This window comes from Mesorhizobium sp. WSM4841 (assembly GCF_055811515.1).
The window spans coordinates 12,411-27,405 of the sequence record NZ_JBVVQC010000052.1; the positions used below are offsets into that span (position 1 = coordinate 12,411).

Sequence of the window (14,995 nt, forward strand, 5' to 3'; positions counted from 1 at the left end):
TCATAGGGCGGAGGCATCGATGAGGGCTTCGGCCGGCGAAGGCCGGAGCGGAATGTACATTTAGGTACATGAGCACCGGAAGCGCAGAAAATCGACATTTGCAGGCCGCCCTCACGTGAATTTACAACGGAATGGAGCGGTCGTCGGCAAAGGCTTGCAGCAGCGCCCGCATCGGCAACCCCTGGACCGGCGCCATGAGATTGTCGTCGAAGAACGTCTCCAGTTCGGCCAGCGGCAGTTCCGTCAGCATCGCCTTGACCGGACCGATCGAAGCCGGCGACATCGAGATCGACCGGTAGCCAAGGCCGATCAGCGCCATCGCCGAGATCGGCTTGCCGGCCAGTTCGCCGCACAAGGTCACCGGGGTTTGATTGCGCACCCCGGCGTCGGCAATCTGCTTCAGAACGCGCAGGAACGGCGTCGACAGCGCATCGAAGCGGTCGGAGAGCTGCGTGTTGCCGCGATCGACCGCCATGACGAACTGGAACAGATCGTTCGAGCCGACCGAGACGAAATCGACGGCCTTCATCAACTCGTCGAGCTGGAACAGCAGCGACGGTACTTCCAGCATGGCCCCGAGCTTCAGGCTGGTCGGCAGATGATGGGCAAAACGCGACAAATGCCGCACCTCGCGATCGATGATCTCGCGCGCCTGTGCGATCTCGCCGAGTTCCGTCACCATCGGCAGCATCAGCTTCAGTTCACGCCCACCGCAGGCCTTCAGAAGCGCGCGGATCTGGGTGCGCAACAGGCCCGGCCGGTCGAGCGTCAGGCGGATGGCGCGCCAGCCGAGCGCCGGGTTCTCTTCCTGGATCGTGTCCTTGAAGTAGGGCAGCACCTTGTCGCCGCCGATATCGATGGTGCGGAAGGTGACCGGCTTGCCGCGCGCCGCGTCGAGCACGTCGCGGTAGAGCCGTTCTTGGGCTTCCGCACGCGGAAAGGTCGAGGCGACCATGAATTGCAGCTCGGTGCGGAACAGGCCGATGCCGGCGGCGCCAGCCTCGGCAAGCTGCGGCAGATCGACGGCCAGGCCCGCATTCATCAAAAGGTCGACCTGGACGCCGTCCTTGGTCACCGACGGCTTCTTGCGCAGTTCGCGGTAGACCTCCTGCCGCCGCGCCCGGAAGCGGACCTTTTCGGCATAGGCGGCTTCGAGGTCGGGCTGAGGGCGCAGATGGATCGCGCCTTCCTCGCCGTCGACAATGATGGCGTCGCCGTTTTCCGCCATGGAAACGGCGCCCCTCATCTGGCCCGCGACCGGTATGCCCATGGCCCGCGCCACGATAACGACATGGCTGGTCGCCGCGCCGTCCTCGAGCACCAGCCCGCGCAGCTTGTCTCTGGGATAATCGAGCAGTTCGGCGGCCCCCATCGAGCGGGCGACGATGATGGCGTCCTTCGGCAGCGAGGCCGCAACGTCGTCTGGCCCGCGCCCCATCAACTGGCGCAGCAACCGGTTGGCGAGATCGTCGAAATCGCTCATCCGCTCACGCAAATACGGATCGGTCATGTGCAGCATGCGGGCACGCATGTCGCTCTGCACTTTTTCCACCGCCGCTTCCGCCGTCAGGCCGTTGCGGATCGCCTCTTCCAGCCGGCGCACCCAGCCGCTGTCGTTGGCGAACATGCGATAGGCTTCGAGCACCTGGCGGTGCTCGCCTTCGAAAGCGACTTCGCGGCGTTCCAGCATATCGTCGATGGAGAGCCGGAGCGAACCAAGGGATGCATCGAGCCGCTTGATCTCCTCATCGCTGTCCTCGTTGAACAGATTGGTGACGACGATGCGCGGCTCGTGCAGCACGACATGACCGAGCCCGACACCCTCGTTGAAGGACAGGCCGGTAAAGCTCACCGGGCGGCGCAGGTCGAGTTCGAGCCCGGGCCGGGTCAGCCGGGCAAGGTCGCCGGTGGCGATCATCTCGGCGATCACCATCGCCGTCGTTTCCAGCGCCTCGACTTCGTCGTCGCGATAGTGGCGCATGGTCTTGTTCTGGACGACCAGAACACCAAGCGTGCGCCCTGCCCTGAGCACCGGCACGCCGAGGAAGGAATTGTAGATCTCTTCCCCCGTTTCCGGCAGGTAGGCGAAGGCTGGATGTTCCTGTGCGTTGGAGAGATTGAGCGGCCGTGCTGAGGCCGCGATCGTGCCGACGAGGCCTTCGCCCAGCCTGAGCTGCGCCAAATGGACGGCCTTTGGGTTCAGACCCTCGGTGGCATAGAGTTCGAGCACCGAATCGGCGCGCAGCACATAGAGCGAGCACACCTCGGCGACCATGTTGGCGGCGATATCGCGCACGATGCGGTCGAGCCGCTCCTGCGGCTCCAGCGGCTCCTGCATGAGCTCGCGGAGCCGTTTCAGCAAAACGCGCGGGCCACTGGCCGTATCACGCATCGCGGCTTGTTCTCCAATGGACATTTTGCCCGCCGCAGTTTCTCCCGCGGCCGGCGCTCACGCAACAACTCAATTAGAGCGCCATGCGTCCAATTGGACGCCAAAGGACGCTCTAAGACTTTCGATCTGCTGCATCGTGCTTTCCGAAAATCGACTCCGATTCTCGGGCCGATGCAGTCTGCTACTGCTTATCCAGACCGTAGACGGAATGCAAAGTGCGAACCGCAAGTTCGGTGTAGGGACCGTCGATCAGGATCGAAATTTTGATCTCGGAGGTCGTGATCGCGCGGATGTTGATCGCCTTGTCGGCCAGCGCCTTGAAGGCGGTGGCGGCGACGCCCGCATGGCTCCTCATTCCGATGCCGATGACCGAGACCTTCGACATGCCGGCTTCCGACTGTACGACGTCGTAGCCGATCGTAGTCTTCAGCCGCTCGAGCACGGTAAGCGCCTTGTCGACATCGCCGGACGGCACGGTGAAGGTCATGTCGGTGAACTTGCCGTCCTCGGAAATGTTCTGAACGATCATGTCGACGTTGATGTTGGCCTCGGCCAACGGCCCGAAAATGCCGGCGGCGACGCCCGGCCGGTCGCTGACACGGCGCAATGAAATCTGCGCTTCGTCCTTGGCATAGGCAATTCCGGTGACGACCTGCTGTTCCACGATCTCTTCCTCGTCGCAAATAAGCGTTCCGGGCGGATTGAGCAAATCCCCCATTCCGGGCGCGTCGGGATCGTCGAAGGACGACCGCACGAAAGTACGCACCTTGTGCACCATGGCAAGCTCGACCGAGCGTACCTGCAGGACCTTGGCGCCGAGAGAGGCCATCTCAAGCATTTCCTCGAAGGAAATCTTGGCCAGCCGCCGCGCTTTCGGCTCGATGCGCGGGTCGGTGGTGTAGACCCCGTCGACATCGGTGTAGATGTCGCAGCGGTCGGCTTTGACCGCCGCCGCGATGGCGACAGCACTGGTGTCGGAGCCGCCGCGGCCGAGCGTCGCGATGCGATTGTCCGGCCCGATGCCCTGGAAGCCGGCGACCACGGCCACCTGGCCCTCGCCGAAGCGCTTGATCAGGAACGCGCCGTCAATGTCGAGAATGCGCGCCGCGCCATGCGCATTGTCGGTCTTGACCGGGATCTGCCAGCCTTGCCAGGAACGGGCATGGACGCCCATGTTCTGCAGCGTGATTGCCAGCAGGCCGGCGGTCACCTGCTCGCCGGAGGCGACGACGGCGTCATATTCGCGTGCATCGTGCATGGGCGAGGCTTCGCGCGTCCATTGCACGAGCTCGTTGGTCTTGCCGGCCATCGCCGAGACGACCACCGCAACCTCATGGCCGGCATCGACCTCGCGTTTGACATGGCGCGCCACATTGCGGATGCGGGCGATGTCGGCGACGGAGGTTCCGCCGAATTTCATCACGATGCGCGCCATGGAAGCGAAATGCCTTTGACTGGGTGCCGGACCGGCTGCCGAAAAAACGGAAAGGGCGACTGGGCCGGCCGCTGAATTCGCGGCCTCCTTAGCCAAATGCTTTGGGTTTCGCAAGGCGTGCTGCCGGTTGCAGCTGGCGACGAAGGCGACAGACGAGGGCGGCAGCGCGTGCCCGCATGCCTATCGACGACATGCGGTGGCTTCAGGCCAGGTGCGCTGCGCCTCTCCACAGGCCCGGATAGTCGACAACGAAGCCGGCCGGCGAGACTTTCAGGATCTCATCGTAGCCGAACATGGGCGAAGCATAGGCGTAACGGGCCTCGTCGAGACGCCGATAGGTCTGTTCGAGGCGCACCAGCCTGAGTTCGGGAAATGTCAGATACGCAGCCGGAGCTTGTGTCGACATGCCGACCTCCAGGTCGAAACGGCGGATCGCCAGCAGGTTGGTAGCGGGCGTGAAGCCGAGATCGACATCGATGAGGCCAGCGACTTCTCCTTGGCATTCGCCGTTCAGCATCCGCCGTCGGCAAGTCGTTCAATCGCATAGTGCAGATCTTGTGTGCCGAGAAAGCCCTCGATGTGCGCCGATCGTGTATGCCAGCCGGCATCGCAGGTCACCTCGTAGGCAATGCTGCACGGCTTGCCGTCCTGGACGAAAAGCGCCTGCCCTCTGAGGCTGCGCCCACCGTCCGTTTCCGAAGGCCGGCCAGATTCAGACAGCAGGCCAATTTCAGACAGCAGGCAGGCGTCATGGCCTCGAGGTCAAGTCGGCGCCAAAGGATGGAAGCTACGCTTCGCATCATGGTCTCCTCCCGTTGAAAGCAACGCCTCTCCTTCGTCCGCCGGAATAATTTTGTTTCCGCCGTGAGGCGTATCGAGCTGCCACATGCTGACAGATCGCAGTCGGCACCGCCCGGCATCATGAGCACTGCTCTGTCGACAGGCAAAATTGCTGCCTTGACATTCGCTGCCTCGCGACCGACTTCCTAGCGCACCAGAGCGCGATCAGCAAAAGTGATATCCGGTTTTGCGCCCGATCGCGCTCTGAACTTTTGAGTCTGCGGGAGACACGCCATGCCAGAACCCCGACGGTCGACGATCGATGCCGGAGAAGTGGAGCGCTTTTCCGCCCTTGCCGCCGAATGGTGGAATCCGAACGGCAAATTCCGCCCGCTGCACAAGTTCAATCCGATCCGGCTTGCCTATATACGCGACCAGGTGGCGGCGCGCTTCGGCCGCGACCCGCGTGCGGCGCGGCCGTTCGAGGGCCTGCGCTTCCTCGACATCGGCTGCGGCGGCGGGCTGTTGTGCGAGCCGATGGCGCGGCTTGGCGCCGAAGTGCTCGGCGCCGACGCATCCGCCACCAACATCGAAGTGGCCAAGCTGCATGCGGCGGAGGTCGGCGTGACGGTGGATTACCGTGCCACGACAGCGGAGGATCTGGCTGCCGCCGGGGAGAAATTCGACGTCATCCTCAACATGGAAGTGGTCGAGCATGTTGCCGACATCGACCTGTTCGTGGCCAAATGCGGCGAGATGCTCAAGCCCGGCGGTATCATGTTCGTCGCCACCATCAACCGCACGCTGAAGGCGCTGGGCCTGGCCATCATCGGCGCCGAATATGTGCTGCGCTGGTTGCCGCGCGGCACTCACCAGTTCGGCAAGCTGGTGCGGCCAGACGAGCTGGAAAAGGCGCTTGCCGGCGCTGGCCTGACCATCATCGACCGCACCGGCGTCGCCTACAATCCGCTCGCCGACCGCTGGCAGCGGTCGAAGGACATGGACGTCAATTACATGGTGCTGGCGGAGAAGGCACCCGTCTGAACCTTCTCACGCCGCCACCTTCTCACCCGTCTGGCTTTGCGCCTTCGTGGCGATCTGGCTTTGCGCTTTGGTGGTGATGAACACGCCGGCAGTGATGATGGCAGCGCCCGCCCAGGTCAGCAATTGATAGTGCTCGCCGAGAAAGATCGTCCCGGCGAACAATCCGACCGCAGCCGCGACATAGCCGATCTGGCTGAGATAGACCGGGCCGCCGACCGCCTGCAGCCGGAAGAAGAAGGCGAACATCGCCGCGGCTGACGCGACCTGCCCGACGACCACCAGCGGCACGCCGCCGAGCAGGGCGAGCGAACCGCCGCCCTGCAGCGTGAAGATGCCGCAAAGAAGCAGCGCAGCCGATGCCAGATGGCTGCCGACGGCAAGCTCGATCGGTCCGGTCCCTTCGGGCCAGTCGACCGTGCGGTAGATGTTGCCGGCGGCAAGGCTGACCGGGATGAGCAGCCCCACCGCCACCCAGAAAAATTCGGCCGGCTGGCCAGCCTCGCCGCGCGTCACCGCCACCATGACAGCACCGAGGAAGCCGACGGCAATGCCGACGATACCAAGCAAATTGGGACGCCGAACGCCAAGCAGGATCGAAAACACCAGTGTAACCACCGGCGACAGCGTGAACATGATACCGGTGTAGCCGGCGCCGAGATGCGGAATGGCCGAGAACATCAAGAGATTGGGGAAGGCATAGGACACCGCCGCGGTGACGAAGAAATAACGCAGTCTGTGCAGGGTGAGCCGGATGCGTTGTCCGCGCAGCAGCAAGGCGCACAAAAGCACGCTGCCGGCGCCGAGCGAGATGACGAGGGCCCAGACCATGGCCGAAACACCGGCCGCCGTTGCGATCTTGCCGAACGGCAGCGTCAGGCCGAGCAGGCCGCCGGTGACGACCAAAAGGCCGAGTGCTGAATCCCAGAGAAATTTCATAACGAACCTATTGTCTTTGCGGCTCTTGGCCAGCACTGTGTCTTGAGGTAAGATAATGCAAAGATTCTTAACGTCAAGATATTTAACGGTGATATAGATGGATCGCGCCGCGAAGGCCATCGAGCAGTGGAAACGAGAGCGGCCGGATTTGGATGTCTCTCCGATGGCCGTGCTTGGACGGTTGAACGAAGCCTCGTCGCTGATAGCACGAGAACGCCTCGCTCCGCTGTTTGCGCGTTTCGGTTTGCAGTCCGGGGAATTCGATGTGCTGGCGACGCTGCGCCGTTCCGGATCACCTTACGCGCTGACGCCAACCGCTCTCTACGAAGCGACGATGGTGACGTCGGGCGCCATGACCAACCGGCTCGACCGGCTCGAAAAGTCAGGATTGATCATGCGCGGGCCGCATCCCAACGATCGGCGCGGGGTTGTCGTGCAGCTGACCGAAAAAGGTCTGGCATTGGTAGATGAGGCTGTCGCCGCCCACGTCGCCAACGAACACGAGATACTTTCCGGTCTGACGCGCGCCGAACAAGAGACGCTTGCTCGCCTGCTTGAGAAATTGATCGGCAGCGTAACCTAGCCAGTCAGTTGCGGTCGTCGGGGAAACTTGGGATCGGCATGAATTCGACGCCGTCCTCGGCCAGGCTCTTGGCCTCCTCCAGCGTCGCCTCGCCATAGATGCCGCGCGGATCGCTCTCGCCGAAATGGATCTTGCGCGCCTCCTCGGCAAACTTGTCGCCGACATAGTCGGCGTTCTCGCGCACCTTCTCGGCCATCGCCTTCAATTGCGCCAGCGCCTGCTTCTGGGCCGCGCCCATGGCGAGCGCGATCTTCTCTCGGCTGCGCCCGGTGGAGAGGGCCGGTGCCATCAACGCCTTCTCTATTTTGTGCGAGCCGCAGGTCGGGCAGTCGACGAAGCCACGCTTCTTCTGGGTGTCGAAATCGTCGTTGCTGCGAAACCAGCCTTCGAATTCATGCTCGTGGTCACAGATTAGTGAAAAGCGAATCAAGACGCCGCACCCCTGAGACTTTGCGCCTCGACCGGAGTGGCGTTCACGGCGAAGTCGCGTGAATTTTTCAGATTTGGGATTTTCTTGCGGGCAGCGACCGACTGCGCCGGGTCGATCTCGGCGATGATCACGGCCGGCTGGTCATGTGCCGCTTCGGCGACGATGCGGCCCCACGGATCGACGATCAGCGAATGGCCATAGGTCTCGCGGCCGTCCTCGTGCAGTCCGCCTTGCGCCGCGGCGACGACATAGGCACCGTTCTCGATGGCGCGCGCCCGCAGCAGCACATGCCAGTGCGCCTCGCCGGTCTGGCGGGTGAAGGCGGCGGGCACCGAAAGCAGGTCGGCGCCGGCCAGCGCCTCGGCGCGGAAGAGCTGCGGAAAGCGCAGATCGTAGCAGACGGCGAAACCCAGCCTCGCCCCATCGATCCCGGCGCCGCTGATCTCGGTGACGAGGGCCTCGGTGCCTGGCTCATAGGCGGCGGATTCGCGCCAGCTTTCGCCATTGTCGAGATCAACGTCGAACATGTGGATCTTGTCGTAGATGGCCAGTGTCGCGCCATCCGGCCCAAACAAAAGCGCACGGTTGGCGAGTTTGCCGTCGGCGCGCAGGATGGCGGTCGAGCCGATATGCAGGAAGACGCCAAGTTCTTTCGCCAGCTTGCGCGAGGTCGAGACGATGATGTCCTTGTCCTCGGACGTGAACGAGGCGGCCCGCGCCTGGCTGTCGCGGATCAGCGCACCGGTCATTTCCGGTGACTGGATATAGGTCGCACCCTGGCCCGCGGCCTCGCGCACCAGCCGCTCCAGATCGACCGCGTTGCGCTCGGGGCTGGTGCCCGAACGCATCTGGATCGCCGCCGCCTTGAAAGTACCCATCGTCATATCCTCAATTCGTCGAGCCATTGGCGAGCAGACGGTCCAGCCGGCCCTCCGCCTCCAGTTCGTGGAGATCGTCGGAGCCGCCGACATGGGTATCGCCGATGAATATCTGCGGAAAGGTCGAGCGGCCATTCGCACGGGAAATCATTTCCCGGCGCAGTTCCGGCGAGAAGGAGGCGTCGTGCTCGGTGTAGGCAACGCCCTTACGCTCGAGCAGCCGCTTGGCCGCCACGCAATAGCCGCACATCATCCGTGTATAGATCGTCACGTCGACCATCGGTCAGCAATCCTGCCTTTCTTCAATCTATATAGTCGCGGACTCGTCGGCCCGAAAGTCCCCCGGCAGCACGCGCGCAAAGGTCAGCACGTCGACGGTCCCGGCACCGCCCTTCTTCAGCGCCTTGGCGACCGCGCGGACAGTGGCGCCGGTGGTATAGACATCGTCGATCAAGAGCACCCGGCGGCCGGCGATCTCGATCTCGGCCTCCTCCGGCACTCTGAAGGCGGCACGCACATTCTCCTCGCGTTCCCGCCGCTCCAGCCCGACCTGCTGGCGGGTGAGTTTGACGCGCCTGACCGCCGAGGGCGCAAAAGGCAGGCCACCAAGTTGCGATACCGCCCTTGCCAGTTCCGCCGACTGGTTGAACTGGCGCCTGAAAAAACGCCGCCAGTGCAGCGGCACCGGCACGACCACATCGGCCTCCGCGATCAGTTCGGCACCGGCGCGCAGCATCCAGCGCGCCATCCACGGCGCCAGGTCAGTGCGATCCTGGTATTTCAGCCCTTGCACCATCTGGCGGGCGACACCGGAATAAGCGACCGCGGCCCGCGCGCGCTCGAAGGGCGGCGGGTCGGCGATCGCCTCGGCCGACAGAAACCCCTCGCCCATGTGATGGATGAACGGCGTGCCCATCACCGGGCACCATGGCCGCTCCAGAAGCCTGAGCTTCGGCCAGCAGGCGCCGCACAGCACGCCGGGCTGCGAGACATGCCGTCGGCAGCCGGCGCAAACCGGCGGAAACAGGATGCGCGCCGGCCAGTCCAATGCCTTTCGAGCGGTACTCTTGATATCTGGCATTGGATCGGCCACGTGGTTGCTCCTCCGCCACCCTATATCAGACAGCGGAAACCAGGAACCGTCAGTTGCAACCTATAGTCGATACTTCTCTCTGGCTGGCGCACAAGCGCCGGGCGCTCGCCCGACCGACTGCCGGCGCGGATTTCCTGATGCGGCGGGCGGCCGAGGAGCTTGCCGAGCGGCTGGGCGCCGTCGAGCGCAAATTCGACAGAGCGGCCGTGCTGTTTTGCCAGACGCCGGCGGCGGTCGACGTGCTCGCGACAAGCGGCAAGGTGACGGACATCATACGCGTGGAGGCGGACGCTATGTTCCTGGGCGATGCCGCCGGACTGGTGGCGCCGCTGGAGACCGTGCCATTCGAGCCGGAAAGCCTCGACCTCGCGGTGTCTCTTTTGTCCCTTCAGGCAATGAACGACATTCCCGGCATGCTGGTTCAGATCCGCCGCGCGCTGAAGCCGGACGGTCTTTTCCTCGGCGCTTTTGCCGGCGCCGGTACGCTTTCCGAGCTGCGCGAAAGCCTCCTCGCCGCCGAGACCGAGCTTTACGGCGGCGCCAGCCCGCGCGTCACCCCGTTCACCGACGTGCGCGACGCCGGCGCGCTTTTGCAACGCGCCGGCCTGGCCTTGCCCGTCGCCGATGTCGAGACGGTGACGGTGCGCTACGATTCCCTGTTCGGCCTGATGGCGGACCTGCGGGCGATGGGCGAGACCAGCGCGCTCATCGACCGCAGCAGGCGACCGGGCACACGAAGGCTGTTTGCCCGCGTCGCCGAAATCTACGCCGAGCGGTTTTCGGATGCCGATGGTCGCGTCAGGGCGAGTTTTCCGATCGTCTGGATGTCAGGCTGGGCGCCCGACGCCTCGCAGCAAAAACCGCTGAAGCCCGGCTCGGCGAAAATATCGCTGAAGACGATACTGGAAGATCCCGGCGGGCGTTGACCGGATTCTACGGATGCGGCTGGCCGGCCGTGATCACTGCGCGAAAGCGTTCACAAGCTTGCTGGAATTGTCGCTGAACAGCCACGCCATTGCGTCTGCGGCCTGGCCGATGCCGCCTATGATGGCAAGCGACAGCACGGTCACGATCAGCCCATATTCGATGGCCGTCGCGCCGGTCTTGTCTTCCAAAAATCGTTGCAGCACTGTTTTCATGACCGTCGATCCCGCTTGCCGGAACCCTAGCGTCGACCTGTTAAGAAAGGTTAACGGCACAGGCTTAACAGGCGATGAAACGACCGCTTTAAACCATCTCAGCAGTCGCCGCTGCGCTTGCCATTGTCGCGTATCACGCAGATCGAACTGGGCAGCGGCTGCAGCACGCTCCTGCGCAGCGTGTAGGTAACACGACGGCCGATCGAGCCCGTGCTTCCAATCGAGCCTATGCTCCCGACCGATCCTGTGCTCATTCCGTCGAGGCCGCCGGCAAAATGGTCGCGGGCGGATCGCGTCCGGCTGTCGAGCAGGGGCGTCGCGATCAAGGCCAGCGCCACCGCGGCCGAGCCGAACAGCAGCGTGATCCGCAATATGCCCATGCCGGCATGGACAGCGCTGAAGCTGCGGTCGGGTCGGATCGATTCCCAGTCCCTGTCGAGGCTCATGCAGCCGCCCTCCGGCGAAGGCCTGAACACGGCCTTCCCTTCGATTTTCCATGCCGTCAATTTCTCACAGCGAGATAAATCTTCCATTAACGCTGTCTAAATCGGGCAGTGACGGCACAATCACAGAAGATCGATGAGGAACTGGATCAGCGGCGCGTCGGCCGGCGGCATCGGAAAATCGCGCATCTGGCGCGGCCGCACCCATTTCAGCACCTGCCCCTCCTTCGGCTGCGCGATGCCGCGGAAGCGACGGCAGACGAACAGCGGCATCAGCAGGTGAAAATCATCGTAGGAATGGCTGGCGAAAGTGAACGGCGCCAGGCAGGGAATATCGGTCTCGATGCCGATCTCCTCGTACAACTCACGGATGAGGCATTCTTCCGGCGTCTCGCCGGGCTCGACCTTGCCGCCCGGAAACTCCCACAGGCCGGCGAGCTGCCTGCCTTCGGGCCGCTGCGCCAGCAGCACGCGGCCGTCGGTATCGACCAGCGCGCAGGCTGCGACCAGGAGCAGGCGCTTGCCGACAGGGTTCGGGCCGGTCATGCGCCGGGCGGCCGGCGATAATGGTAACGATAGACTTCGTCGAACCCGAGCGAACGATAAAGCGCCAGCGCCGGCGCATTGTCGGCCTCGACCTGCAGCCAGGCTTCCCGGGCGCCGCGCAGCCGTGCCCATTTCAGCGCTGACAGGATGAGGTGACGGCCGTGGCCCTGGTTGCGTACTGATCTGTCGGTGGCGATCTCGAACAGTCCGGCAAGATCGCCATCATGGACGCAGATCAGCGTCGCCAGCGGTTCGGTGCCCTTTTCGAGCGCGAACAGCCCGGCTTCCGGCTGGATGGCGCCGATGATCTCCGACAGGCCCGGCCGCAGCGACACATCCGAGCCGCTTACTTTGAGCGACGCGCCGATGAAGCGGCTGATGTCCTTCAGCGGGATCTGGTCCATGGCAGCGTCCAGCTGGGCGTCTGCCAGCGGCAGCCGCATCACCAGCGATTCGTCGAATGTGCTCCAGCCTTCGGCGTCGAGATGTTTGGAAAGGACCGGCCCCGACAGCGGCGATATGCGGAAGGTCAGCGGCCTGCCATAGGCGTCGAAACGGCGGCTGGCGCGGCCAATGCGCTCGGCAATGTGCTGGATGTCGCCCGGATCGAGCGGGTTGACCGAATTCAGCCGCTTGGCCGGATGACCCGCCGTCAGCCGCACCACCCAGGTGCCGTCATAATGGACCGCCGCCGCCGGCCAGGCGCGAAAGCCGGCCGCCTCATAGCGGCGCACGATGGCAAGCACGCTTGCCGGATGTCTGGAAACCAACGCCATCAGCTCCGATAATCGCCGTTGATGGCGACATACTCCTTGGTGAGGTCGCAAGTCCACACCGTCGCCTTGCCGCGGCCGATGCCGATATCGGCATGGATGCGGATCTCGTCGCGCTTCATGTAGGCCGATGTCGCCTCCTCGGAGTAGGCGGCGTCGCGCTCGCCCTCATGCGCCAGCCTGATATCGCCGAACCAGATCGACAGAAGGTCGCGGTCGGCCGGTTCACCGGCCTTGCCGATGGCCATGACGACGCGACCCCAATTGGCGTCCTCGCCGGCCACCGCCGTCTTGACCAGCGGCGAATTGGCGATCGACAGCGCGATGCGCTTGGCCGAGCGGGCCGATTTCGCGCCGGTGACGGTGACCTCGACCTGTTTTCGCGCGCCCTCGCCGTCGCGCACCACTTGCAGCGCCAGCGATTTCAGCACCTTGCCGAGCCCGCGGCGGAAGGCGCCGAGGCGCGCATCCCCGGCATCGGTGACGTCAGGCGCGCCGCGCCTGGATGCCGTGCCGGTGGCGAACATCAGCAGCGTGTCGCTGGTCGAGGTGTCGCTGTCGACGGTGACCGCATTGAAGGTCTTGGCCGTGCCGCGCGACAAAAGATCCTGCAGCACTGGGGCTGCGATCGGCGCATCGGTGGCGATGAAGGAGAGCATCGTCGCCATGTCGGGCGCGATCATGCCGGCGCCCTTGGCAATGCCGTTGATGGTGACGTCGGCGTCGCCGAGTTTTACCGTCGCGGTCGCCAGTTTCGGATAGGTGTCCGTGGTCATGATCGCCTTGGCGGCTTCGGTCCACAGATCCGGCCTGCCCTCCTTGACCAGTCCGGCGAGCAGGTGGCTGAACTTGCCGGCATCCAGCGGCTCGCCGATGACGCCGGTCGAGGCCAGAAACACCTCGTCCGGCGTGCAGCCCGCAGCCTTGGCTGCAGCCTCGCCGGTCATTGCCGTGGAGGCTCGGCCCTTGTTGCCGGTGAAGGCATTGGCGTTGCCGGAATTGACGACCAGGACGCGCGCCTTGCCTTGCGCAAGATTCTGCCGGCAGAAATCGACCGGCGCCGACGGACATTTCGACCTGGTGAACACGCCGGCGACCGTGGTGCCGGCATCGAAGACCATGGCGAGCAGGTCGGTGCGGTTCTTGTACTTTATCCCGGCCTCGGCAGTGGCGATGCGGACGCCCTCGATGTCAGGCATTTTAGGATATTTTTTCGGCGCGAGCGGCGAAATCGTGGCTGACATGAAGACCTCGGGCGGGAAAATCGCAAGCGGAACGCCGGTTTGCCCGATAGCGGGCGCCGGCGCAAGGGCGTTTTCCCGACCGTTGCGGACGACACCGAACTGCCGCACCACGCTTACCTCACTGGGCAGGATTGAGGAACCGTCGGAACATCTTCTGCACGCCCGGAATGAGCCCCCAGATCATGATCGCGACCATCAGCGGCGCGATGACCAGCGTGCGTTGCCATATCTCCCACTCTTCGGTCAGCGGGAACACCACATAGAGGATGGCGGTGATCAGCGGATAGACGCCGGCAAGCACCAGCAGCGCAAAGCGGAGGCGCGAGAAGCGGGCGGCGGTCGAGGTCATTGGCCTTCTCCTTATCGTTACGAAACGTTCCGTTATATAAAACGGACCGTTCCGTTTCGTCAAGAGAGGTCGTATATGCATGTTGAGGAAATTGTCGATAAGGAAAAAAAGCAGATGGCTGAGGACGCAGATCGGACCCGCAAATCAATTGGCGCGCGACGCAACCCCGACAGCGCCGACGCCATTCTCGACGCCGCCGAGGCGGTGCTGGTCGAGGCCGGTTATTCCGGCTTCTCGATCGAAGCGGTGGCGCGGCGGGCGCGTGCGGGAAAGCCTACGATCTATCGCTGGTGGCCGAGCAAGGCCGCTTTGCTGTTCGACGTCTATCAGCGGCTAAAGCGCGTCGAAAATCCCGATACCGGAAACCTCGAGGATGATCTCGTCGGCTTCCTGAAGAACCTGTTCTCGCACTGGCATGATACGTCGTCAGGCAGCGTCTTCAGATCGCTGATCGCCGAGGCGCAGTCGGATGCGACCGTGGCCGCCGTGCTTGTCGAATACACCAAAGGACGCCATGCCCATACCGGCCAGATGATCGAGCGCGCCAAGGCAAGAGGCGAAGTGGCGGCCGACGTCGATGCCACGCTCGTCGCCGACCTGGTCGCCTCCTTTGCCTGGACGCATCTTTTGACCAATCGCCTCGACGAAGACGAAACGACGCTGCGCAAGGCGGTTGGATATGTGGTGAAGGGCATAGCCGCTGACGATGCCGGCTCGCTCGACGCCGCGGCGGTCCGGCGGAGGCGTCGACGCATCGTAGGATAGGGCGATCTCGGCGCCGCGCTTCTTCCCTTCTCCCCTTTGTTTGGACTGGGGACATCGCGAACAGGTGTGCGAGGACATCGCGAACAGTTTTGCCATCCTATCGAGCCAGGGCATTGAGGTCGATGGTTTCTATTTTCTGGTGTCTGAACCAGGCGTCGAAGACGC

19 protein-coding genes are annotated in these 14,995 nt (G+C 63.8%); 4 read left to right on the top strand and 15 right to left on the bottom strand.

The window, feature by feature from the left end; all coding sequences use genetic code 11:
* Positions 1–121 precede the first annotated feature (121 nt).
* The 4 genes from ptsP to AC0L14_RS33060 all read right to left on the bottom strand — a co-directional run bounded on the left by ptsP (position 122) and on the right by AC0L14_RS33060 (position 4,568).
* Positions 122–2,392: a phosphoenolpyruvate--protein phosphotransferase gene (gene ptsP / locus AC0L14_RS33045; protein ID WP_095493373.1), complete on the bottom strand. Its 2,271-nt coding sequence runs from the start codon at positions 2,390–2,392 to the stop codon at positions 122–124.
* 181 nt (positions 2,393–2,573) lie between these two features.
* Positions 2,574–3,827, bottom strand: coding sequence for an aspartate kinase (locus AC0L14_RS33050; RefSeq protein WP_473489489.1), 1,254 nt, complete (start codon positions 3,825–3,827; stop codon positions 2,574–2,576).
* A gap of 202 nt (positions 3,828–4,029) precedes the next feature.
* On the bottom strand, positions 4,030–4,344 hold the full coding sequence (locus AC0L14_RS33055) for a putative glycolipid-binding domain-containing protein (protein WP_473752040.1): 315 nt from the start codon (positions 4,342–4,344) through the stop codon (positions 4,030–4,032).
* Positions 4,338–4,568, bottom strand: coding sequence for a putative glycolipid-binding domain-containing protein (locus AC0L14_RS33060; RefSeq protein WP_473752048.1), 231 nt, complete (start codon positions 4,566–4,568; stop codon positions 4,338–4,340). The genes AC0L14_RS33055 and AC0L14_RS33060 overlap by 7 nt, the downstream gene beginning before the upstream one ends.
* Positions 4,569–4,901: 333 nt before the next feature.
* Here AC0L14_RS33060 and ubiG point away from each other — a divergent pair, with 333 nt between their 5' ends.
* Positions 4,902–5,651 (top strand): bifunctional 2-polyprenyl-6-hydroxyphenol methylase/3-demethylubiquinol 3-O-methyltransferase UbiG, encoded by a 750-nt coding sequence (ubiG, locus tag AC0L14_RS33065; RefSeq protein ID WP_473529458.1) that lies wholly within the window; start codon positions 4,902–4,904, stop codon positions 5,649–5,651.
* 6 nt (positions 5,652–5,657) lie between these two features.
* On the opposite strand, the gene AC0L14_RS33070 is transcribed toward ubiG, so the two are convergent.
* Positions 5,658–6,587 (bottom strand): DMT family transporter, encoded by a 930-nt coding sequence (locus tag AC0L14_RS33070; RefSeq protein WP_473489486.1) that lies wholly within the window; start codon positions 6,585–6,587, stop codon positions 5,658–5,660.
* 97 nt (positions 6,588–6,684) lie between these two features.
* Here AC0L14_RS33070 and AC0L14_RS33075 point away from each other — a divergent pair, with 97 nt between their 5' ends.
* Positions 6,685–7,170 carry a MarR family winged helix-turn-helix transcriptional regulator gene (locus AC0L14_RS33075; protein ID WP_473752043.1) on the top strand — a complete coding sequence of 162 codons (486 nt, stop codon included), beginning with the start codon at positions 6,685–6,687 and terminating at the stop codon, positions 7,168–7,170.
* A gap of 4 nt (positions 7,171–7,174) precedes the next feature.
* Here the strand turns inward: AC0L14_RS33075 and AC0L14_RS33080 are convergent, their stop codons facing one another.
* From AC0L14_RS33080 to AC0L14_RS33095, 4 genes are read right to left on the bottom strand one after another with little or no spacing between them, the layout of a single operon-like run.
* A complete protein-coding gene (locus tag AC0L14_RS33080; RefSeq protein ID WP_473489484.1) occupies positions 7,175–7,600 on the bottom strand; it encodes a DUF1178 family protein in 426 nt (141 codons plus the stop codon).
* Positions 7,597–8,478, bottom strand: a complete 882-nt coding sequence (locus AC0L14_RS33085; protein ID WP_473752045.1) for a carbon-nitrogen hydrolase family protein — start codon at positions 8,476–8,478, stop codon at positions 7,597–7,599. The genes AC0L14_RS33080 and AC0L14_RS33085 overlap by 4 nt, the downstream gene beginning before the upstream one ends.
* Positions 8,479–8,488: 10 nt before the next feature.
* Positions 8,489–8,758 carry a glutaredoxin 3 gene (grxC, locus tag AC0L14_RS33090; protein WP_023797293.1) on the bottom strand — a complete coding sequence of 90 codons (270 nt, stop codon included), beginning with the start codon at positions 8,756–8,758 and terminating at the stop codon, positions 8,489–8,491.
* Between the two features lie 27 nt (positions 8,759–8,785).
* Entirely contained in the window at positions 8,786–9,571 is a 786-nt protein-coding gene (locus AC0L14_RS33095) for a ComF family protein (RefSeq protein ID WP_123149164.1), read from the bottom strand.
* 53 nt (positions 9,572–9,624) lie between these two features.
* On the opposite strand from AC0L14_RS33095, the gene AC0L14_RS33100 reads away from it, so the two are divergent.
* Entirely contained in the window at positions 9,625–10,497 is an 873-nt protein-coding gene (locus tag AC0L14_RS33100; RefSeq protein WP_473752046.1) for a methyltransferase domain-containing protein, read from the top strand.
* Positions 10,498–10,530: 33 nt separating this feature from the next.
* Here AC0L14_RS33100 and AC0L14_RS33105 read toward each other — a convergent pair whose 3' ends face one another.
* From AC0L14_RS33105 to AC0L14_RS33130, 6 genes are all read right to left on the bottom strand, one after another.
* Positions 10,531–10,710: a Flp family type IVb pilin gene (locus tag AC0L14_RS33105; protein ID WP_123149166.1), complete on the bottom strand. Its 180-nt coding sequence runs from the start codon at positions 10,708–10,710 to the stop codon at positions 10,531–10,533.
* Positions 10,711–10,808: 98 nt separating this feature from the next.
* The gene (locus tag AC0L14_RS33110) at positions 10,809–11,156 is read right to left on the bottom strand and encodes a hypothetical protein (protein ID WP_473529459.1); all 348 of its coding nucleotides are present in this window, start codon (positions 11,154–11,156) and stop codon (positions 10,809–10,811) included.
* A gap of 120 nt (positions 11,157–11,276) precedes the next feature.
* Positions 11,277–11,699 carry a (deoxy)nucleoside triphosphate pyrophosphohydrolase gene (locus tag AC0L14_RS33115; RefSeq protein WP_473529460.1) on the bottom strand — a complete coding sequence of 141 codons (423 nt, stop codon included), beginning with the start codon at positions 11,697–11,699 and terminating at the stop codon, positions 11,277–11,279.
* Complete coding sequence (locus AC0L14_RS33120) at positions 11,696–12,475, bottom strand: GNAT family N-acetyltransferase (RefSeq protein ID WP_473489479.1); 780 nt, start codon at positions 12,473–12,475, stop codon at positions 11,696–11,698. Before AC0L14_RS33120 ends, AC0L14_RS33115 begins: the two co-directional genes overlap by 4 nt.
* Positions 12,475–13,716: a bifunctional glutamate N-acetyltransferase/amino-acid acetyltransferase ArgJ gene (gene argJ / locus AC0L14_RS33125; protein ID WP_473529461.1), complete on the bottom strand. Its 1,242-nt coding sequence runs from the start codon at positions 13,714–13,716 to the stop codon at positions 12,475–12,477. Before argJ ends, AC0L14_RS33120 begins: the two co-directional genes overlap by 1 nt.
* 118 nt (positions 13,717–13,834) lie before the next feature.
* Positions 13,835–14,065, bottom strand: a complete 231-nt coding sequence (locus AC0L14_RS33130; protein WP_292213988.1) for a putative antibiotic biosynthesis monooxygenase — start codon at positions 14,063–14,065, stop codon at positions 13,835–13,837.
* Between the two features lie 114 nt (positions 14,066–14,179).
* On the opposite strand from AC0L14_RS33130, the gene AC0L14_RS33135 reads away from it, so the two are divergent.
* The gene (locus AC0L14_RS33135) at positions 14,180–14,830 is read left to right on the top strand and encodes a TetR/AcrR family transcriptional regulator (protein ID WP_473489476.1); all 651 of its coding nucleotides are present in this window, start codon (positions 14,180–14,182) and stop codon (positions 14,828–14,830) included.
* Positions 14,831–14,995 lie beyond the last annotated feature (165 nt).